Raw genomic sequence first — 19,480 nt, forward strand, 5'->3', positions numbered from 1 at the left:
GACGGATGCGCTCGTTCGAGCGCGGAGAGCGTGAGGTCCATGGCCCGCCAGAGTCCCCCCGGTGAGGTGCTGCCGTCGGCCGCACCCGGGCCGGTGACCGCCGGCCACGAGCCCTTCTCCGAGCAGGACATCCGCGCCCTCGTCGGAACCGCCGCCGTCGAGAAGGGCACCGCGTACGCGGACGAGGGCCGCGTGCGCGAGCTGCAGTGGTTCGGCGGCCGCACCCGCCTCTTCGGCCAGGTCCGCGGATCCGGGCGCTCGCCGTACGCCGTGAGCGTGCAGCTCCGCGACGAGGGCGAGCACTGGACCCTCCTCGGCGGCGCCTGCAGCTGCCCGGTCAAGCACGAGTGCAAGCACGTCGCCGCCGTCCTGATCGAGGCCCTGCGCCGCGAGCGCGAGGGCGGAGTGGCCGGTCCCTTCCCGGGCGAGGCCGCTGTCGACGCCGTCCCGGAGTGGCGCAGCGCGCTCGCCCCGCTCCTCGCCGGCGCGGAGCGCTCGCACACCGGCATCCCGCTCGGCCTGCAGTTCGAGCTGCTGCCCGGCGAGCCCGTGCGTCGCCCGCCCGGCCGCTACAACTCCTACCGGCCGCCGCCCGAGCCGCGCCCGCGCCTGGGCGTGCGCCCGGTGCGGATGGGCGACCGCGATCGCTGGGTCCGCACCGGCACCAGCTGGCGCGACCTCGGCTACCTGCACTACAGCCACGACTACGACGAGCGCCAGATCGACGTGATCCGCGAGATGCAGGGCCTGCTCTCCGGGCACAGCGCCTCCAGCTACTACTCGCCCGACACCTGGCTCTACCTCGACCAGTGCCGGAGCGAGGCGATCTGGGCGGCCCTGCACGGCGCCGTCCGCGCGGGCATCGGCCTGGTGATGGGCGACCGCGACCAGACGCCGCTGAAGATCCTCGACACAACGGCGACCGCCTCCATCGACGTCACGCGCACCGCCGCCGGCCTCGAGCTGCGCTCGCTCGTCGCGATCGGCGACCACCCGGCGCCCGAGGAGTTCGGCTTCATCGGCGACCCGGCCGTCGGCCTCTACACGTGGGAGGGCGGCGACGAGATGCGCGCCCGCCCGGTCACGCTCATCCCGTTCGCCGCGCCGCTGCTGTCCTCCGCGCGCACGTTCCTCTGGAGCCGCGAGGCCATCCGCATCCCGGTGGCCGAGGAGTCGGCGTTCCTCACCGAGCACTACCAGCGGCTGCACCGGCTGTTCGACATCGTCTCCCGTGACGGCTCCTTCGAGGCGCCGGCGGTGCCCGAGCCGCGCCTCGGCCTCACCCTCGAGCACACCGACGGCGCGGGCCTGCGCGGCTCGTGGTGGTGGCGCTACGGAGTGGAGGGAGCGCGCGGCGGCGTGGACGCCGAGCGGCTCCCGCTGCGGGTCGGCGAGGACGCGGGCTACCGCGACCCCGAGGCCGAGCAGCGGATCCTCGACTCCCTCGTGGGAGCGGGTCTCGACCCGGAGTCGACGCCCGCCCTGGTGTCCCCGTCGAGCAGGCGCCTGCGCCCCACCTTCGACCTGCGCGGCATGCAGACCGTCGGCTTCCTCACCGGCGAGGTCGAGCGGCTCCGCGAGCTCGGCACCGTCGAGATCGAGGAGATCGGCGAGCGCGTCGAGTACCGCGAGGCGCAGACCGCCCCCGTGGTCGCCGTGCAGACCGTCGCCCAGCCCGACAGCCGCGACTGGTTCAACCTCGAGATCTCCGTCACCGTCAACGACGAGGCGGTCCCGCTGGCCGAGATCTTCCTCGCGCTCGCCCGCGGCGACGAGTACATGGTGCTGCCCAGCGGCGTCTACTTCGCCCTCGACGACGAGCGGTTCGGCCGCCTCCGCGAGCTGATCGCCGAGGCCCGCGAGCTCTCGGACGACCCCGGCGAGACCCTGCGGATCAGCCGGTTCCAGTCCTCCCTCTGGGACGAGCTGGTCGAGCTGGGCGTCGTGGAGGCCCAGGCCGCCGCCTGGCGCCGCTCCGTGGAGGGGCTCTCCGGCTTCACCGCGACCGGTGCGCTGGAGTCGCGGGTCCTGCCCGAGGGCTTCGCCGTGGAGCTGCGGCCCTACCAGCAGCTCGGCTACGACTGGCTCTCGTTCCTCTACGACAACCAGCTCGGCGGCGTGCTCGCCGACGACATGGGCCTGGGCAAGACCGTGCAGTCCCTCGCCCTGGTCACCCGGGTGATGCAGGAGCAGCGCGCCGCGGCCGCGGAGGCGGGCACCTCGCCGCGCCCGTTCCTCGTCGTCGCGCCCACCAGCGTGGTGCCCAACTGGGTCGGCGAGGCCAAGCGCTTCGCCCCGGACCTCCGCGTCGTCGGGATCGACGAGACGTCGAAGAAGAAGCGGAAGGCGCTCTCGAGCGTCATCGGCGAGGCCGAGCTGGTCGTCACCTCCTACGCCCTGTTCCGGCTCGACTACGAGTCGTACTCGGGCATCCAGTGGTCGGGGCTCCTCCTCGACGAGGCGCAGTTCGTCAAGAACCGCCAGTCGGCGACGCACCAGCTCGCGCGCCGGCTCGACGTGCCCTTCAAGCTGGCCATCACGGGAACGCCGATGGAGAACAACGTGATGGAGCTCTGGTCGCTGCTGTCGATCGTCGCTCCGGGCCTGTTCCCCTCGCCCGCCGGGTTCGTCGAGTTCTACCAGAAGCCGATCGAGCGCGAGGCCGACAGCGAGAAGCTCTCGCAGCTGCGGCGGCGCATCCGCCCGCTGATGCTGCGGCGCACCAAGGAGCTCGTCGCCAAGGAGCTGCCGCCCAAGCAGGAGCAGACCCTCGAGGTCGAGCTCGGCCCGAAGCAGCGGAAGGTCTACGACACCTACCTGGCGCGGGAGCGGCAGCGCGTGCTGGGCCTGATCGGCGACTTCGAGAAGAACCGCTTCGCGATCTTCCGCGCGCTGACCGTGCTGCGCCAGGTCGCGCTCGACGCGGCACTGGTCGACGAGGCGCACGAGAGCGTGCCCTCGACCAAGCTCGACCTGCTCGACGAGCTGCTGGGCGACGCCCTCGGCGAGGGGCACCGCGTGCTGGTGTTCAGCCAGTTCACGCGGTTCCTCGGCCGGGTCCGCGGCCGGCTGGACGCGGCGGGCATCGAGTACGCCTACCTCGACGGAGCGACGAAGAAGCGCGACGAGGTCATCGAGCGGTTCCGCTCGGGCGCGGCGGGCGTGTTCCTGATCTCGCTCAAGGCCGGCGGCTTCGGGCTCAACCTCACCGAGGCCGACTACTGCATCCTGCTCGACCCGTGGTGGAACCCCGCCACCGAGTCGCAGGCGGTCGACCGCGCGCACCGCATCGGCCAGACCCGCTCGGTCATGGTCTACCGCCTGGTCGCGAAGGACACGATCGAGGAGAAGGTGATGGCCCTCAAGGAGGCGAAGGCCGCGCTCTTCGCCGCGGTCATGTCGGACGACGGCGCGGCGGCCACCGGCGGGATCACCGCCGAGGACGTGCGCGAGCTGCTGGGCTGAGCGCCGCCGCTACTCGCGCACCTGCTCCAGCAGGGTCGTGACGGCGGCGCGGGTGTCGGCGGCGAGCCGTCCGAGGCGGTGCGCGGCACGGATCGACACCGGCCGGTACGGGTGCACGAGCCGCCGGGCCGCCGTGCAGGGCAGCGCGAACGCCGCGACGACGCCCGCGTCGATCCCGTCGAGTCCGCCGTCGTCCCGGCCGAAGACGAGCTCCCGGCCCTCGCGCGCGAGAGCCTCCGGCAGGTCGGCCTCGCCGATCGGGAGGCGCAGCACGGCGAGCAGGCCGGCCGCCTGCACCCGGCGCGGCAGCGGGCGTCCGAGGCGTCCCGCCGCGTGCACCGTGAAGAAGTCGGCCTGCCGCTCGAGGATGCCCGTGACCGTCTCGGCGAGGCGCTCCATCTCGGGGTGCAGCGAGAGCCGGGCGAGCCGGCGGTAGCCGTGCACCGCGACCCGGGCGTCCACCGCGAGGGCCAGCGCGACGGGGCCGGCGAGGGAGGCCGCGGCGCGGTCGAGGAGCGGGCGCGACCTCACCGTCGGCTCCGGCGGGCGGACGTCGATGCCGCGGATCTGCGGCGAGGCCGCGAGCACGTCGCCCAGGGCGTCGGCGATCCGGTGCCGCTCGGCGGCCCAGACGGACGCGAACGCGCGGACCTGCTCGTCGGGGTGGGCGCGCGCGAGGGGGAGCACCCGGGCCACGGTGGCGTGCTCGATCGCCCGCAGGTACGCGGTGGCGACGATGGCCTCGCGGTCCAGCGGCACCTCCTCGAACTCGCGCACCGAGAAGTGCTCGCGCAGGGCGCCGTGCGCGCTGCGGTGGTGGTCCTCGAGGTCGAACGGTTCCGCGATGCCCACGTCGTGCTCCTCCGCTAGTCCGGTCCCTCCATCCTGGGCCCCCGGTGCGAGAGGCGGAAGAGCACGCGCCCATCCCTGGGACACTGGGAGCCGGTCATCAGGCGGCCGGGGGAGCGGGGCGGGATGAGCGGGGCCCGGACCTCGGCGATCGGCGCCGTCCTCCTCGCCGCCGTCTGCTTCGGCACGACGGGGACCGCCCAGGCCCTCGGAGCGGCGGGCGTGGATCCGCTCCTCCTCGGGGCGGCGCGCATCGTCCTCGGCGGCGCCCTGCTGGCCGCTCTCCTCGGCGTGGAGGCTCTGCGCCGGCGGAGCCGCTCCCGCCCGACCCGCGCCGTCGTGCTGCTCGTCGTGCTCGGAGCGGTCGGCGTCGCCGCGTACCAGCCCGCCTTCTTCACCGGCACCGCGCAGAACGGAGTCGCGGTCGGCACGATCGTCGCCCTCGGCTCCGCTCCCGCCTTCACCGGCCTGCTGGAGTGGCTCGTCCTGCGGACGACCCCGAGCCCGCGCTGGTTCGCCTCGACCACGCTCGCCGCGGTCGGCGTGGTGCTCCTGAGCGGAGGCGGATCCGGCGGCGTGACGCTCCCCGGCCTCGCCGCCTCGGCCGGCGCCGGCGCCTCCTATGCGCTCTACGCCGTCTGCGGCAAGCTGCTGCTCGAGCGCGGGCTCAGCCCCGTCGCCGCCATGGGAGCCCAGTTCGGGGCCGCGGCGCTGCTGGCGGTCCCGTTCCTGCTGCTGGGCGATCCGTCGCGGCTCTCCGGCTCGATCCCGGCCGTGCTCTGGCTCGGAGTGGTGACGGTCGCCGTGGCCTACACCTTCTTCGCGCGCGGCCTGCGAGCGCTTCCCGCGGCGACCGTCTCGACGCTCACCCTCCTGGAGCCGGCGACCGCGACCCTCCTCGGCGTGGCGGTGCTGGGGGAGCGGCTGACCGCGGGAGCCGTCCTGGGCGTCGCGGTGCTGGTGGCGGCGGTGCTGCTGCTGGCGGTGCGGGGGCGCGGCCGTTCCGGTGCGCGGAGAGAGGCGCCGGCGCGCTCCGCGGAGTAGCGTCGAGTCCCACCGACCCGACGACGAGGCGGAGCGCATGACCAACCCGTGGCTGGCCCGCCCTGGCAGCGGTCGGCGGCGCGCGCTGGTCGAGGAGTCGTGGGAGCGCGCACGGCGGCGGCGCCTCGATCCGGACCGGCTGACGGCACCGCTCTCGTTCTCGGGCGACGACCTCCGCGAGTACCGCACCGGGCATCCGCTCGCCTCGGTCCTCCCGGTGATCCGCCGCCTGCTGGTGCGCGACGCCGACGAGGACAGCGGCGTGCTGGTCGCGGTGGGCGACGCGCTCGGGCGGCTGCTCTGGATCGACGGGGACCAGCACCTCAAGAGCCTCGCCGAGGGGATGTCGTTCGTCGAGGGCGCCGCGTGGGCCGAGCCCGACGTCGGGACGTCCGCGCCGGGGACGGCCCTCGTGCTCGATCACGGCGTGCAGATCCACGGCGCCGAGCACTTCGCCTCGCTCGTGCACCCGTGGAGCTGCACCGCAGTCCCCGTGCACGACCCCGAGACGCACGAGATCCTCGGAGTGATCGACATCACCGGAGGCGCCGACGTCGTCGCCCCGCAGACCCTCCCGCTGATGGAGGCGACCGCCGCCGCCGTCGAGAGCGAGCTGATGGTGCAGCGGCTCCTCCGCCCGCGGCGGCCCGCTGCACGGAGCACGGCGGCGGCCCGGGCGCCGAGCCTGCGGGTCCTCGGGCGCGAGACGGGCCTGGTGACGGCCGCCGGAGCGACGCTCGAGCTCAGCAGCCGGCACGCCGAGATCCTGACCCTGCTCGCCTGGCACCGGGCCGGGCTCTCGGCCGAGCAGCTCGCCCTCCTGCTCCACGGCCGGGACGACGCGGTGGTCACCGTCCGCGCCGAGATGGTGCGGCTGCGCCGCGCGCTCGAGCCGACCCTCCCGCGCCTGGTGCCCCTCTCGCGCCCCTACCGCCTGGCGAGCCCGGTCGACCTCGACGCCCGCCAGGTGCTCGGCCTGCTCGACCGCGGCTCCCACCGCCTCGCCCTGGACGCCTACCGGGGTGCGCCGCTGCCCTCGTCCGAGGCGCCGGGGATCCGGGCGATCGCCGGCGAGCTGCGCCTGCGGGTGCGGGCGAGCGTCCTCGCCGATGCGGCGCCCGCGACCCTCCTCGCCTGGGCGGAGGGCCCGGACGGCCGCGACGACGCGGAGGTGTGGCGGGAGCTCCTGCGCGTCCTCCCGCCCCGCTCGCCGCGGCGTGCCGGTGTCGCCGCGCACCTCGAGACGATCGAGGCGGAGCAGCGCTGAGCCGTTCCGGTCGCTCCCGGGAGTGCCGCCGGAGCCGTGAGGCCGCGGAGCCGTCTCGCTAGCCTCGACGCATGAGCACCCTCGCACCACCTCCCCGGGCCCTCGCGAGCGGAGTCGCGGGGGGCCTGCTCCTGATGGCGGTCTTCACGATGTGGTGGGCGAGCGACACCACGGTCGGCTGGCCGGCACCGGCGGCGACGACCGCCGTGACCGTCTGCGCGCTCGCGGCCGTGGTCTTCGCCGTGCAGGCCGTCCGCCTCCTCGTCGCCCGGCGGAGGATGGCGGTGGAGCTCACCGACGCCGATCGCGCGGCGAAGCCGAACGGCGTGCTCTTCGGGGCGGTCTTCGCCGCGGAGGGCGTGCTGATCGGTGTCGCGGTGGGAGTCCTCACCGGCACCGGGCTCGACCGGTTCCTCGTGCCGGCCATCGCCGTGATCGTGGGCCTGCACTTCTACCCGATGGCGAGGATCTTCGGCCGGACCCTCGACCTCTGGCTCGCCACCTGGACGACGCTGGTCGGAGCGATCGGAGTCGTCGTGGTCCTCGTCGACGGCTCCGCCTGGCCGCAGGTGTGGTCCTGGGTCGGCGCGGGGGCCGCAGCGGCCACGGTGACCTACGGCGTCTACATGAGCCGGATCGCCCAGCGCCTGCTCGCGAGCGTCTGAGGTCCGGGCCGCGGGGCCCTCCTCCTCGGGCGGCCGCGTCTCCGCCCGGCCGGTCCGGCCTCCGTCCTCGCCGCTCCCGCCGGTGCGTCGACCCGTGCAACGTCGTGCAACCCCCCGCGACGTAGCGTCAGGACCGGGCGCCCACCCCGCGCCCACGACAACGACGTCGATGGAGGTCCACATGACGCTGTACGCCGACCAGGTCGCCGAGCAGGCACCGCAGGAGCCCGGTTCCACGGTCTACGCGAATCCAGGCACGGAGGGATCCGTCGCCTCCTTCCGCTCGCGCTACGACCACTACATCGGAGGCGAGTACGTCGCCCCCGCGAGCGGCCAGTACTTCGAGAACATCACCCCGATCACCGGGAAGCCCTTCTGCGAGATCGCCCGCGGCACCGCCGCCGACGTCGACCGCGCCGTCGAGGCGGGCTGGAAAGCGTTCGCGAGCTGGGGGAAGACCAGCCCCGCCGAGCGCTCGAACATGCTCCTGAAGATCGCCGACCGCATGGAGGCGAACCTCGAGCTGCTCGCCGTCGCCGAGACGTGGGAGAACGGCAAGCCCGTGCGCGAGACCCTCGCCGCCGACATCCCCCTCGCGATCGACCACTTCCGCTACTTCGCCGGAGCGATCCGCGCGCAGGAGGGAGGCGTCTCCGAGATCGACCACGACACGATCGCGTACCACTTCCACGAGCCGCTGGGTGTGGTCGGGCAGATCATCCCCTGGAACTTCCCGATCCTGATGGCCGTGTGGAAGCTCGCGCCGGCGCTCGCCGCAGGCAACTGCGTAGTGCTGAAGCCGGCCGAGCAGACGCCGGCGTCCATCCACGTGCTGCTCGACCTGATCGGCGACCTCATCCCCGCCGGCGTGCTCAACGTCGTCAACGGATTCGGATTCGAAGCGGGCGCCCCGCTCGCCTCCCACCCGCGCATCCGCAAGATCGCCTTCACCGGCGAGACGACCACCGGCCGCCTGATCATGCAGTACGCCAGCGAGAACCTCATCCCGGTGACGCTGGAGCTGGGCGGCAAGAGCCCCAACGTGTTCTTCGCCGACGTCGCCGCGGAACGCGACTCCTTCTACGACAAGGCGCTCGAGGGCTTCTCGTTCTTCGCCCTCAACCAGGGCGAGGTCTGCACCTGCCCGTCGCGGGCGCTCGTGCAGCGCTCGATCTACGACGACTTCGTCGGTGACGGCCTCGAGCGGGTCAGGCGGATCAAACAGGGCAACCCGCTCGACACCGCCACGATGATCGGCGCCCAGGCCTCGAACGACCAGCTCGAGAAGATCCTCTCCTACATGGACATCGGCAAGCAGGAGGGAGCGAAGCTGCTCATCGGCGGCGACCGCGCCGACCTCGGCGGCGAGCTCAGCGGCGGCTACTACGTCAACCCGACCGTGTTCGAGGGCCGCAACTCGATGCGCATCTTCCAGGAGGAGATCTTCGGACCCGTCCTCGCCCTCACCTCCTTCGACGACTTCGACGACGCGATCGGCATCGCCAACGACACCCTCTACGGCCTCGGCGCCGGAGTGTGGAGCCGCAACGGCGCCCAGCTCTACCGCGCCGGCCGGGCCATCGAAGCCGGCCGCGTCTGGTCGAACACCTATCACCAGTACCCCGCGCACGCGGCGTTCGGCGGGTACAAGCAGTCGGGCATCGGACGCGAGAACCACAAGGTGATGCTCGACCACTACCAGCAGACGAAGAACCTCCTCGTCTCCTACGCGGAAGGACCGATGGGCTTCTTCTGAGCTGGTTCGCACGGGCTCCTCGTTCCTCGTCGCCCGTGCCGCGGTCGGCTCGCCGACGTGGCCGGGTGGGGAGGAGCGGGGAGCGTTCGCACCGAGACGGATCCGCTGGCACGCGGATCCGTCGTTCGGTGCTCGGCCCTTCGGGCGAGGCACCTGGCGGCGCGCGGAAGGACGGTGCTCGGCCCTGCGGGTGAGGCACCTGGCGGCGCGCGGGAGAACGGTGCTCGGCCCTGCGGGTGAGGTACCTGGCGGCGCGCGGGAGAACGGTGCTCGGCCCTTTCGGGCGAGGCACCTGGCGGCGCGCCGGAGAACGGTGCTCGGCCCTGCGGGCGAGGCACCTGGCGGCGCGTGGGAGGACGGTGCTCGGCCCTGCGGGCGAGGCACCTGACGGCGCGCGGGAGAACGGTGCTCGGCCCTGCGGGCGAGGTATCGGACGAGGGGGCGCCCCCTCATGTTGATCGAGTAGTCCGCGCAGCGGCGTATCGAGACGCCGCCCGGAGGAGCGTCCGCCGTCAGCGGTCGGGCGCATATAGACATTCCGCACAACGAGCGAAGGAGCACCACCCATGACCTCCACGAGGGTCGACGTCACTGCGGAGGCGGCAAGCATGCTCCGCCGGATGACGGCGCTGCACGGGCCGCTCATGTTCCACCAGTCGGGCGGATGCTGCGACGGCAGCTCCCCGATGTGCTTCCCCGCCGGGATGTTCCGCACCGGCGCCTCGGACGTGCTCGTCGAGTCGCTCCGGCTCGACGGCCTGGACCCGATCGACTTCTGGATGTCCCGCTCCCAGTTCGAGTACTGGAAGCACACCCACCTCACCGTCGACCTCGTCAACGGGCGGGGCAGCGGATTCAGCGTCGAAGCCCCCGAGGGCAAGCGCTTCATGATCCGCAGCCGACTGCTCACCGACGACGAGCTCGTCGAGTTCGGGCTCCTCCCCGCCGGAGCCGTCGGGCCCTGAGCCGGCTTCCCTGACCCGTTCCCCCTGACCCGTTCCCGTCGCAGATCCTCGCCGACCGGCGACATCCCGGTCCAGCGGTGTCAGCCGCCCGGAGCAGGAGCGGGCGGCGCCTTCCCCGTGCTCAGCTGCACGCCCACCACCGATCCCTTGTCCACGCGGGTGCCCGCGGCCGGACCGGTGCCGGCCACGGTGTTCATCGGCTGCGTCGAGTCGACCTGCGACGTCGCTCCGGGAGTGAGCCCTGCTGCGGTCAGCGCCTGTGCGGCGGAGTCGCTGGTCCGGCCCGACAGGTCCGGCACGGTGACCTGCGGCGCCGCGATGAGCGACTGGTCGGCCTGCGGGAAGTCGGAGCCGCCGTAGCGGGAGTCGATCGCCGTCATCAACGGCTTCCAGATCCGGTGGCGTGCCGAGGGCGCCCAGCCGCTGTCGAAGTCGATCGAGTCGAGGTTCACCCTCGAGCCGTCCGCGCGTGCCGAGATGCTGCCGACCCAGACCGCGAGGGAGGTCTCGGTCGAGGCGCCGATGGCCCAGGTGTCGGCGGAGTTGTCGGTGGTGCCCGTCTTGGTGATGTGCTGGATGCCGTTCTTCGGATCGTCCTCGACACCCGTGCCCTCGGCGGTCACCTTGAGCATCGTGTACTGCATCGCCGAGGCGACCCTCGACGACACCGCCCGGCTGCAGGTCGTCTCCACCGGCTCGATCTCGCGGCCGTCCGCTCCGACGATCGCCGTGATCGCGACGGGGGTGCAGGTCGTGCCGTTCGCGGCGATGCCGGAGTAGGCGGTCGCCATGGTGAGCGGTGCGATCTCGTTGGTGCCGAGGACCGCTCCCGGCGACTGCACGAGCGCGGTCCCGTCCGCGCGGTGCACTCCGAAGGCCTCGGCCTGCTTGCGGATCTCGCACTGGTCGAGCAGGTGCGACATCCCGGTGAAGCCCGTGTTCAGCGAGTAGATCGTCGAGTACAGCGCCGTCTGGGTGTCGGTGTAGCCGCCGTCGCCGGCGTTCTTGGGGTTGTAGGAGTCGTAGTCCCAGGTGCCCTCGCAGCTGTCGGCGAAGCCGGTCCAGTTCTTCTGCTTCGAGTCGAACTGCTCGAGCAGGGTGTGCCCGCGGTCGAGCCACTCGGCGAGCGTGAACACCTTGTAGGCGGAGCCGGTCTGGAAGCCGTTGCCGCCGCCCGCGGACGCGTCGACGTTGAGGTTGATCGCCGAGAACTCCGGCCCGCTCGCGATCACGTCCGGGTCCTGGCTGTAGCGCTTGTTCTGCACCATCGTGAGGATGCGCCCGGTGCCGTTCTGGACGGCGACGGCCGTCGCCCCGACGTCGAAGCGCGGATCGGAGGGGGGGACCTGCTCGTCCATCAGCTCCTGCGCGGTCCTCTGCAGGTCGAGATCGATCGTCGTGTAGACCTTGATGCCGCCCTGCTTGATCGCCGCGTAGCGCTCGTCGTCGGTCGCTCCGAGCGCCGGGTCGTCCCGGAGGACGTGGGTCACGTAGTCGCAGAAGTAGGCCGCGCTGCCGGCCGTCTGGCAGCCGGTGGACGGCGGGGTGATGTCGGGGATGATCGCCTCGGCGGCCGCGGCGTCGTGCGCGGCCTGGACGATGCTCCCCGTCTCGAGCATCCGGTCGAGGATGTAGTCGCGCCGCTCCCGGGTCTGCGCGTAGCCGTTCGCCTCGCCGTTGGCCGTGTCGTCCGGCCGGTCGAAGCGGAACTTCTCGGGGTTGTTCACGATCGCCAGGAGCGAGGCGGACTGCGCGAGGGAGAGGTCGGCCGCCGGGATGCCGTAGTAGTACTCCGCCGCCGCCTCGATGCCGTAGACGGTGCCTCCGAACAGCGCGATGTTGAGGTAGCCGAGCAGGATGTCGTCCTTCGAGGACACCTTCTCGAGCCCGATCGCGAGTCGCATCTCCTTGAGCTTGCGCTCGGCCGTGGTCGCCGTCGCCTCCGCGTACGCGCGGTCGCGGTCCGCCTCGTCCGGGATCGACTCGGCCTTCTGCACCAGCACGTTCTTCACGTACTGCTGCGTGATCGACGAGCCGCCCTGGGTGTCGCCGTCGAGGAGGTAGGTGCTGGCGATGGCGCGGAGGGTGCCCTGCAGGTCGATCCCGCCGTGGTCGTAGAAGCGCGGGTCCTCGCTCGCGACGAGCGCGTCCTTCACGGAGTCGGCGATCCGGTCGGCCGGCACCTCGATCCGGTTCTGGTCGTAGAAGGAGGCCAGCAGCGTCGGATCGTCCGGGTCGCCCGCGTAGACGTCGCTCTTCTGCATCAGGCGCCCGACCTCGAGGTAGCTCGGGAGGGACTGGAACGCCGAGATGGTGCCGGAGGTCGCCGCGCCGGTGAGCGCGGCGGCGGGGGCGACCACGAGCGAGGCGAGCAGACCCGCCAGGACGCTGACGATCACGAATCCGAACAGCGCGCCGAGAGCCCCGTGGACGGTTCGACGGGGCTGGAAGACGGGGACGTTCGGTCGCTTCAGGATGGATCCTCTCGCTGCACCAGCACCCTAGGCGAGGCCTGCGACATCCCCGACGAGGCGCGCCACGGCCGCGCCGGACGCCCGTCCGCCCGGAGTCGGCGCGACGGCGCCCGCGCAGGCCCGGCGCCTGCGACAGCAGAAGGGGCCGACCCCGGAGGGATCGGCCCCTTCACGGGACGGGCGACGCCTCTACTCGATCAGGTCGCCGTTCAGGTCCGAGATGTCGTTCGGATTGGCCGGAGCCTTGCCCGTGCTCACCTGGAGGGGGATCACCCCGCCGGCGACCGCCGTCTCCTCCGCGCTCGGCGTCGTCGACACGACGGAGCCCTCAGGGATCGTCGCGGAGTCGACCGACTCGTGCATCCCGACGACGAAACCGGCGGCGGTGAGGATCGCCGTGGCGCTCTCGACCGTCTCGCCCGTGACGTCGGGGACCTCGGAGTTCGCCGCCGATCGCGGCGAGTACGCGAGCATCGAGGCCGGCGGTGCCGTGAAGTCGTCGCCGCCGTACTTCTCGTCGAGCGCCGTCATGATCGGCTTCCAGATGGCGTGCCGGGCGTTGGAGGCGCGGATGGTGCCCTTCTCGCCCGTCAGGCTGATGAAGCGAAGGTTCTGCTTGGTGTTGTCGGCGAAGCCGTTGATGCTGCCGACCCAGACCGCCAGGGAGGCGGCCTTGCTGGCGCCCGCCGTCCACACGTCGGCGGCCTCGTCGGTGGTGCCCGTCTTGCCGATGTGCTCGATCCCGTCGAAGGGGTTCGAGGCGTAGGCCGTTCCGGAGGTCATCACCCGCTGCATCGCGTACTGCATCCCTCGGGCGACCTCGGGCGACACGGAGGGCGTGCACGCCGATGCCGGGGCGGCGACGGCGTTGCCCTCGCTGTCGGTGATCCGGTCGATGACGATCGCCGAGCAGGTCGTGCCGTCGTTCGCGATCCCCGCGTAGGCGTTGGCCACCGTCAGGGGCGCGATCTCGTTCGTCCCGAGGACCGAGGCCGGCCCGTTGGCGAGCTCGCGGCCGTCGGCGCGGTGCATCCCGAACGACTCGGCGGTGGTGCGGATGTCGCAGAGGTCGAGCTGCTGCGCCATTCCCATGAAGCCGGTGTTGATCGAGTTCGTGGTCGCGCCGAGCGCGCTCATCGAGCTCGCGTCCTCCGACGGGTCGTCGTTGCGAGGCGAGAACCTGCCGTAGTAGCCGCCGTCGCCCTCGACGTTGCACTTCTGGGGGTAGGAGCTGAAGCCGGAGGTGGGGGAGGCGAACGACTCATTGACGGTGTGCCCCGCCTTCAGCCACTGCGCCAGCGTGAACACCTTGTAGGTCGATCCGGTCTGCACGCCGGAGCCGCCGCCCATGCTGAGGTCGACGTTGAGGTTGATCGCGCTGTAGCCGGGGTTCGCGGCGAGGAACTGCTCGTCCTGGCTGTACTGCGTGTTCTGCACCATGGAGAGCACGCGGCCCGTCTTCGCCTCGACGGAGGCGGCCGTCGCGCCGACCTGGAAGCGCGGGTCGACGGAGGGGATGTAGGCGTTGAGCGCCGCCTGCGAGACCTGCTGGATGTCGAGGTCGAGGGTCGTCACGACGTCGAAGCCGCCCTGGCGGATGCGCTGGTAGCGCTCGTCGTCGGTCGCCCCGAAGACGGAGTCGTTGCGGAGGACGTTCAGCACGTAGTCGCAGAAGTACGCGGCGTTGCCGGCGGTGGTGCAGCCGGTCGAGGGCTCCGTGATGTTCGGGGTGATCGGCTCGGCGACGGCGGCGTCGTGCGCGGCCTGGTCGATCCGACCGTGCTTGAGCTCCTCCGAGAGGATGTAGTCGCGGCGCTCCTTGGTGGCGGCGTAGCCGTTGGCGGCGCCGTTCGCCTCGTCGCCCGGGTTGTCGAAGCGGAACTTCGCCGGGTTGTTCACGATCGCCAGCAGCGCGGCCGCCTGCGAGGTCGAGAGCTGGCTCGCGGGGATGCCGTAGTAGTAGTTCGCCGCGGCCTCGATGCCGTAGACGGTGCCCCCGAAGAGGGCGATGTTGAGGTAGCCGAGCAGGATGTCGTCCTTCGACGCCTCCTTCTCGAGGCCGATCGCGAGGCGCATCTCCTTGAGCTTGCGCTCGGGGGTCGGGTCCGTCGCCTCCTGGTAGGCCTTGTCGCGCGCGGCCTCGTCGGTGATCGACTCCGCCTTCTGCACCAGGACGTTCTTCACGTACTGCTGCGTGATCGACGACCCGCCCTGCAGGTCGTCGCCCGTGAGCGTGACGGCGATGGCCCGGAGCGTGCCCTGGAGGTCGATGCCGCCGTGCTCGTAGAAGCGCGGGTCCTCGCCGGCGACGGCCGCGTCCTTCGCGGACTGCGCGACGTCGTCCCAGCCGACCTCGACGCGGTTCTGGTCGTAGACGGAGGCGAGGAGGGTCGTCCCGTCGCTCGCGTAGACGTTGGTGCGCTGCATCAGCTGGCCCACGTCGAGGTAGCCCGGCAGGTTCTGGAACATGCCGATCGTGTTGCTCGTCGCCAGGCCCGTCAGCGCGAGGGCCGGCGTGACGCCGACGGTGATCAGGACGCCCGCCACGGCGCTCATCCCGATGAACCCCATGACCGCCCGCAGCGACATCCCGAGCGGCCGGACGGAGCGGCGGGATGCAGTGGGAAGTGCCATGGAGCGGTCGTCCTTTCGACGCGGCGCCGGGCCGCGGAGATGTGAGGGAGGGTGGCGAGAAGCCTCGCGAGCAGTCGCGCGATCCCCCGGGTTCATGGTACGTGACGGGTGCGCCCGCGGGGCGTCCTCCTCCCGGTGGAGATGAGGAGCTGGCGGGTGATGCGCAGGAGCGGGCGCGTCCGGGGTGCTGACCTCGGGTCGATGCATCCGTATCGTGGGGGGAGCGCCGCTCCGAGGGGCGCTGCAGCACCCGTTCCACCCACCGCTCAAGGGCCCCGGGCGGCCGGCCCCGGCAGAAAGCGCACACCATGGCACGCATCCACGACGACGTGACCCAGCTCGTCGGCAGGACCCCTCTCGTCCGCATCAACCGGCTGGAGGGCGCCGACCAGGCGACGGTCCTCGCCAAGCTCGAGTTCTACAACCCTGCGAACAGCGTGAAGGACCGCATCGGCGTCGCCATCATCGACGCGGCCGAGGCCTCCGGCGAGCTGCACCCCGGCGGGACGATCGTCGAGGGCACGAGCGGCAACACCGGCATCGCGCTCGCGATGGTGGGCGCCGCCCGCGGCTACAAGGTCGTCCTCACGATGCCCGAGACGATGTCCGTCGAGCGCCGGGTCCTCCTCCGCGCCTACGGAGCCGAGATCGTGCTCACCCCCGGCAGCGAGGGCATGCGCGGAGCGGTCGAGCGCGCCCGCGCGATCGTCGACGAGACCCCCGGCGCGATCCTCGCCCGCCAGTTCGAGAACGCCGCCAACCCCGAGGTGCACCGCCGCACCACCGCGGAGGAGGTCTGGGAGGACACCGACGGCGAGGTCGACGTCTTCGTGGCCGGCATCGGCACCGGCGGCACCATCACCGGAGTCGGCCAGGTGCTCAAGGAGCGCAAGCCCGGCGTGCAGATCATCGGAGTGGAGCCGATCGACTCCCCGCTCCTCACCCAGGGCACCGCCGGGCCGCACAAGATCCAGGGCATCGGCGCCAACTTCGTCCCCGCGATCCTCGACCGCGAGGTCTACGACGAGATCATCGACGTGACGCTCGACGACTCCGTGCGGGTGGCCCGCGAGATGGCCGCGCAGGAGGGGATCCTCGGCGGCATCTCCTCCGGCTCGATCATGTGGGCCGCGCTCGAGGTCGCGAAGCGCCCCGAGAACGCGGGGAAGACCATCGTCGCCATCGTCTGCGACTTCGGCGAGCGGTACATCTCGACCGTCCTGTACGAGGACCTCCGCAGCTGAGCCCCTCGAGACGAGGCGGGACGCCCCGCTCCGGACGCGACGGTCGGCCGGAGCGCCGCGTCCCGTCCGGACCGGAGCGTCCCGGGCTCCTCGCCCTGCTCCGCGAGGACGTCCGCACCGCCCGGGAGCGCGACCCCGCCGCCCGGAGCGCGGTGGAGGTCGTCCTCTCCTACCCGGGAGTGCATGCGGTCTGGGTGCACCGCGTCGCGCACGCCTGGTGGCGGCGCGGCCTCCGCCTGCCCGCCCGGCTGCTCAGCCAGGCGGCGCGCGCGGCGACCGGAGTGGAGATCCACCCCGGTGCGACCATCGGCCGGCGTCTGTTCATCGACCACGGCATGGGCGTCGTCATCGGCGAGACCGCGCGGATCGGCGACGACTGCATGCTCTACCACTCCGTCACGCTGGGCGGGAGGTCGGCCCGGCGCGAGCGTCGGCACCCCACGCTCGGCGACCGGGTGGTCGTCGGCGCGGGCGCGGTCGTCCTGGGCCCGCTCGTGCTCGGATCCGACGTCAGCGTGGGCGCGAACGCCGTCGTGGTGAAGGACGCGCCCGACGGAGCGGTGCTCGTCGGCATCCCGGCCCGCGATCTGCGCGATCAGGGCGGGGAGGAGGACCCGCTCGCCGCGTCCGGCCGCTCCACCGGCCCGGCGGGACGCGTCTAGCCGGCGACGCTCAGTCGTCGCCCCTCGGCGAGATGTCGCGCGGGGCGCTCTTGATCTGCGCGAAGGCGTCGAGTGCGTGCGCCCGCGTCTCCTTGAGGTCGACGAGGGGCGCCGGGTAGCCGTCCGCGCCTCCGGTCAGCGTGTCCTCGAGCGTCCACGGCTCGTGCACGGCGGCGCCCTCGACTCCGTCCAGCTCCGGCACGTTGTGGCGGATGTACTCGCCGGCCGGGTCGAACTTCCTCGACTGCGTGACCGGGTTGAAGACCCGGAAGAACGGCGACGCATCGGCTCCCGAGCCCGCGACCCACTGCCAGTTCGCGGCGTTGCTCGCCGGGTCCGCGTCGACCAGGGTGTCCCAGAACCACTCCTCGCCCACCCGCCAGTCGACCAGCAGGTTCTTGATCAGGAACGACGCGGTCACCATCCGGACCCGGTTGTGCATGTAGCCGGTGCTCCAGAGCTCGCGCATGCCGGCGTCCACCAGGGGGTAGCCGGTGCGCCCCTGGTGCCAGGCGTCGATCGCCTCCTGGGCGGGGCGTCCCCACGGGAAGGAGTCGAACCGGGTGTCGAAGTTCGCGGTCGCCAGATCCGGCCAGTGGAACAGCAGGTGGTAGCAGAACTCGCGCCAGAGCACCTCGGAGAGGAACCGGTCGCTGCCGTCGCCGCGGTGCAGGCCCTTCGCGTGCGCCTCCTCCAGGGCGTGCCACACCTGGAAGGGGCTGATCTCGCCCCACCTCAGGTGCGGGGAGAGGTTCGAGGTGGCGTCTTCCGCCGGCCGGTCGCGGCCGTCGGCGTAGTCGTCGAGCTGCTCCGCGAGGAATGCGCGCAGCCGGTCGGCCGCCGCCTTCTCGCCGGGGACCCAGCGCTCGCGCAGCCCTCCCGCCCAGTCGGGACGCGTGGGCAGCAGCTCCCAGTCGTCGAGGGAGTCGGAGGCGATGTCTCCCGTGACGCCGTCGAGCGAGCGGGGGCGGGGGAGCGGCGCGCGCGGCGTCGGCTTGGCGCGGCAGGCGCGGGCGAAGGGCGTGTAGACGGAGTAGGGGCCGCCGGCGCCGGTCTGCACGGTCCACGGCTCGAACATCAGCGAGCCCTGGTGGCTCTCGGCCTCGAGGCCGCCGTTGCGGAGCGATTCCTTCACCGCCGCGTCGACGGTGCGCTCGGCCCTCCCGTAGCGGCGGTTCCAGTGCACGGCTCCGGCGCCGATCTCCTCGGCGAGCTGGAGGACGACGGCCTCGGCCGGCCCGCGGCGCAGGATCAGCGGGGCGCCGTGCTCGCGCAGGTCGGCGGCGAGGGCTGCGAGGCTGCCGTGCAGCCACCAGCGGGAGGCGCCCCCGAGCGGACGGATGCCCGCCGACTCCTCGTCGAGCACGTAGCAGACCGCGACGGGGCCGCCACGGTCGATCGCGGCGCGCAGAGCGGGGTTGTCGGCCAGGCGCAGGTCGTCGCGGAGCCAGACGAGGGTGGGGGAGGTGTCACTCATGGTGACCACCATGATCCGCGAGTCCCGCGCCGCGGCGAAGACCTGGCCGGTCGCTGCGGCCCGTGCTAGCGGGGACGGATCAGGCGGAGGCGATGCCGTCGCGGAGCTTGTCGCAGAGCGCGGTCAGCTGCTTCAGCTCGTTTTCGTCGAGGACGCCGCCGACCTGCTCCGAGATGGTCCTCATGTGGGTGAGCGCGACGCGGCGGAAGAGCGCGTAGCCCTCGTCGGTGATCGCGATGATCGTGCCGCGGGCGTCCGCCGGATCCTCGCTCTTCTCGACGCAGCCGCGGGCGGCGAGCCGGTCGATCAGCCTGCTGACGCTGGGCTGCGTCAGGAGGACGTGCCGGTTCAGGTCGCGCAGCCGTGCGCGCCGACCGGGCTGCCGGGTGAGGTTGAAGAGCACGTCGTACTCGTTCATCGAGATCTCCCGCGAGGGGAACTCGGTGCTCAGGGTGCGCATCACCTGGACCTGGGCGCGGAAGAGCGACTCCCAGGCGGCGACGGCCTCTCTCGACCCCACTGGTCCTCCTTCACGGCACTCAGGAAGCGGTTCCCTGACATCCAGACGCCGTACAGCCTACGCCGGGGTGCTGGGAGGAGGGGAGTCGGAGGAAGGGGGCCGGGGGAACGACAGAAGGCCGGCCGCTGAGGCGAGCGGCCGGCCTTCATTCCCTTGCACCAAGAGTGTCCTGCAATCACTTCTCGCGCTTCCCGCCACAGCAAACGGTCGACGCACTTGAACTATATAACGACCCGGTAACGACGCAACCCTCTCTTTCCTGAATCCTCCCTGAGCCGCCCCGCCCCGCCCGTCGCCGCGCCCGCCCGCGCTCCGCACGACTCTCTCCTGACCCAGGACGCCCCGTCTGCTGCCTCCGACGTCCGCACCGAACCGCAGCCCATCCCTGACCGTTGACGGACACGACGAGCACCCCCTTCACCTACAAGGAGTTCGAGCTCCTCCAGTACCTCGTGCTC

13 protein-coding genes are annotated in these 19,480 nt (G+C 72.3%); 8 read left to right on the forward strand and 5 right to left on the reverse strand.

Going from position 1 to position 19,480, the window contains the following annotated elements; translation table 11 throughout:
* Nucleotides 1-39: 39 nt before the first annotated feature.
* A complete protein-coding gene (locus C5C57_RS03550) occupies nt 40-3,465 on the forward strand; it encodes a DEAD/DEAH box helicase (RefSeq protein ID WP_104224188.1) in 3,426 nt (1,141 codons plus the stop codon).
* A gap of 9 nt (nt 3,466-3,474) precedes the next feature.
* Here the strand turns inward: C5C57_RS03550 and C5C57_RS03555 are convergent, their stop codons facing one another.
* Complete coding sequence (locus tag C5C57_RS03555) at nt 3,475-4,317, reverse strand: hypothetical protein (protein ID WP_104249760.1); 843 nt, start codon at nt 4,315-4,317, stop codon at nt 3,475-3,477.
* A 123-nt stretch (nt 4,318-4,440) separates the two neighbouring features.
* On the opposite strand from C5C57_RS03555, the gene C5C57_RS03560 reads away from it, so the two are divergent.
* The 5 genes from C5C57_RS03560 (at nt 4,441) to C5C57_RS03580 (ending at nt 10,011) form a co-directional block, all read left to right on the forward strand.
* A complete protein-coding gene (locus C5C57_RS03560; RefSeq protein WP_104297307.1) occupies nt 4,441-5,358 on the forward strand; it encodes an EamA family transporter in 918 nt (305 codons plus the stop codon).
* Between the two features lie 37 nt (nt 5,359-5,395).
* On the forward strand, nt 5,396-6,625 hold the full coding sequence (locus C5C57_RS03565; protein WP_104233439.1) for a GAF domain-containing protein: 1,230 nt from the start codon (nt 5,396-5,398) through the stop codon (nt 6,623-6,625).
* A gap of 71 nt (nt 6,626-6,696) precedes the next feature.
* Nucleotides 6,697-7,290: a hypothetical protein gene (locus C5C57_RS03570; RefSeq protein ID WP_104233438.1), complete on the forward strand. Its 594-nt coding sequence runs from the start codon at nt 6,697-6,699 to the stop codon at nt 7,288-7,290.
* Nucleotides 7,291-7,471: 181 nt separating this feature from the next.
* Nucleotides 7,472-9,046: an aldehyde dehydrogenase family protein gene (locus tag C5C57_RS03575; RefSeq protein ID WP_104261473.1), complete on the forward strand. Its 1,575-nt coding sequence runs from the start codon at nt 7,472-7,474 to the stop codon at nt 9,044-9,046.
* 566 nt (nt 9,047-9,612) lie between these two features.
* Nucleotides 9,613-10,011, forward strand: a complete 399-nt coding sequence (locus C5C57_RS03580) for a DUF779 domain-containing protein (RefSeq protein WP_104297308.1) — start codon at nt 9,613-9,615, stop codon at nt 10,009-10,011.
* 80 nt (nt 10,012-10,091) lie between these two features.
* On the opposite strand, the gene C5C57_RS03585 is transcribed toward C5C57_RS03580, so the two are convergent.
* Together C5C57_RS03585 and C5C57_RS03590 are read right to left on the reverse strand one after the other, a co-directional pair.
* Nucleotides 10,092-12,410, reverse strand: a complete 2,319-nt coding sequence (locus C5C57_RS03585; protein WP_104297309.1) for a transglycosylase domain-containing protein — start codon at nt 12,408-12,410, stop codon at nt 10,092-10,094.
* Between the two features lie 264 nt (nt 12,411-12,674).
* Nucleotides 12,675-15,119 (reverse strand): penicillin-binding protein, encoded by a 2,445-nt coding sequence (locus C5C57_RS03590; RefSeq protein ID WP_181028729.1) that lies wholly within the window; start codon nt 15,117-15,119, stop codon nt 12,675-12,677.
* Nucleotides 15,120-15,427: 308 nt separating this feature from the next.
* Here C5C57_RS03590 and cysK point away from each other — a divergent pair, with 308 nt between their 5' ends.
* Together cysK and epsC are read left to right on the forward strand one after the other, a co-directional pair.
* The gene (gene cysK / locus C5C57_RS03595; protein ID WP_104237779.1) at nt 15,428-16,363 is read left to right on the forward strand and encodes a cysteine synthase A; all 936 of its coding nucleotides are present in this window, start codon (nt 15,428-15,430) and stop codon (nt 16,361-16,363) included.
* A gap of 95 nt (nt 16,364-16,458) precedes the next feature.
* Complete coding sequence (gene epsC, locus C5C57_RS03600) at nt 16,459-17,025, forward strand: serine O-acetyltransferase EpsC (RefSeq protein ID WP_104297318.1); 567 nt, start codon at nt 16,459-16,461, stop codon at nt 17,023-17,025.
* Nucleotides 17,026-17,035: 10 nt separating this feature from the next.
* Here the strand turns inward: epsC and C5C57_RS03605 are convergent, their stop codons facing one another.
* Complete coding sequence (locus tag C5C57_RS03605) at nt 17,036-18,502, reverse strand: deoxyribodipyrimidine photo-lyase (protein WP_104297319.1); 1,467 nt, start codon at nt 18,500-18,502, stop codon at nt 17,036-17,038.
* 79 nt (nt 18,503-18,581) lie between these two features.
* A complete protein-coding gene (locus tag C5C57_RS03610) occupies nt 18,582-18,962 on the reverse strand; it encodes a MarR family winged helix-turn-helix transcriptional regulator (protein WP_104257198.1) in 381 nt (126 codons plus the stop codon).
* Nucleotides 18,963-19,480 lie beyond the last annotated feature (518 nt).

The sequence above is a fragment of the Rathayibacter sp. AY1C5 genome, assembly GCF_002931705.1.
Lineage (GTDB): Bacteria > Actinomycetota > Actinomycetes > Actinomycetales > Microbacteriaceae > Rathayibacter.

Bases quoted from the DNA above. Each gene is read 5' to 3' on its own strand.
- C5C57_RS03565 (WP_104233439.1), top strand. From the start codon at position 5,396: ATGACCAACCCGTGGCTGGCCCGCCCTGGCAGCGGTCGGCGGCGCGCG.
- C5C57_RS03605 (WP_104297319.1), bottom strand. From the start codon at position 18,502: ATGAGTGACACCTCCCCCACCCTCGTCTGGCTCCGCGACGACCTGCGC.
- C5C57_RS03610 (WP_104257198.1), bottom strand. From the start codon at position 18,962: ATGCGCACCCTGAGCACCGAGTTCCCCTCGCGGGAGATCTCGATGAAC.
- C5C57_RS03580 (WP_104297308.1), top strand. From the start codon at position 9,613: ATGACCTCCACGAGGGTCGACGTCACTGCGGAGGCGGCAAGCATGCTC.
- C5C57_RS03570 (WP_104233438.1), top strand. From the start codon at position 6,697: ATGAGCACCCTCGCACCACCTCCCCGGGCCCTCGCGAGCGGAGTCGCG.
- C5C57_RS03560 (WP_104297307.1), top strand. From the start codon at position 4,441: ATGAGCGGGGCCCGGACCTCGGCGATCGGCGCCGTCCTCCTCGCCGCC.
- cysK (WP_104237779.1), top strand. From the start codon at position 15,428: ATGGCACGCATCCACGACGACGTGACCCAGCTCGTCGGCAGGACCCCT.
- C5C57_RS03550 (WP_104224188.1), top strand. From the start codon at position 40: ATGGCCCGCCAGAGTCCCCCCGGTGAGGTGCTGCCGTCGGCCGCACCC.
- C5C57_RS03590 (WP_181028729.1), bottom strand. From the start codon at position 15,119: ATGGCACTTCCCACTGCATCCCGCCGCTCCGTCCGGCCGCTCGGGATG.
- C5C57_RS03575 (WP_104261473.1), top strand. From the start codon at position 7,472: ATGACGCTGTACGCCGACCAGGTCGCCGAGCAGGCACCGCAGGAGCCC.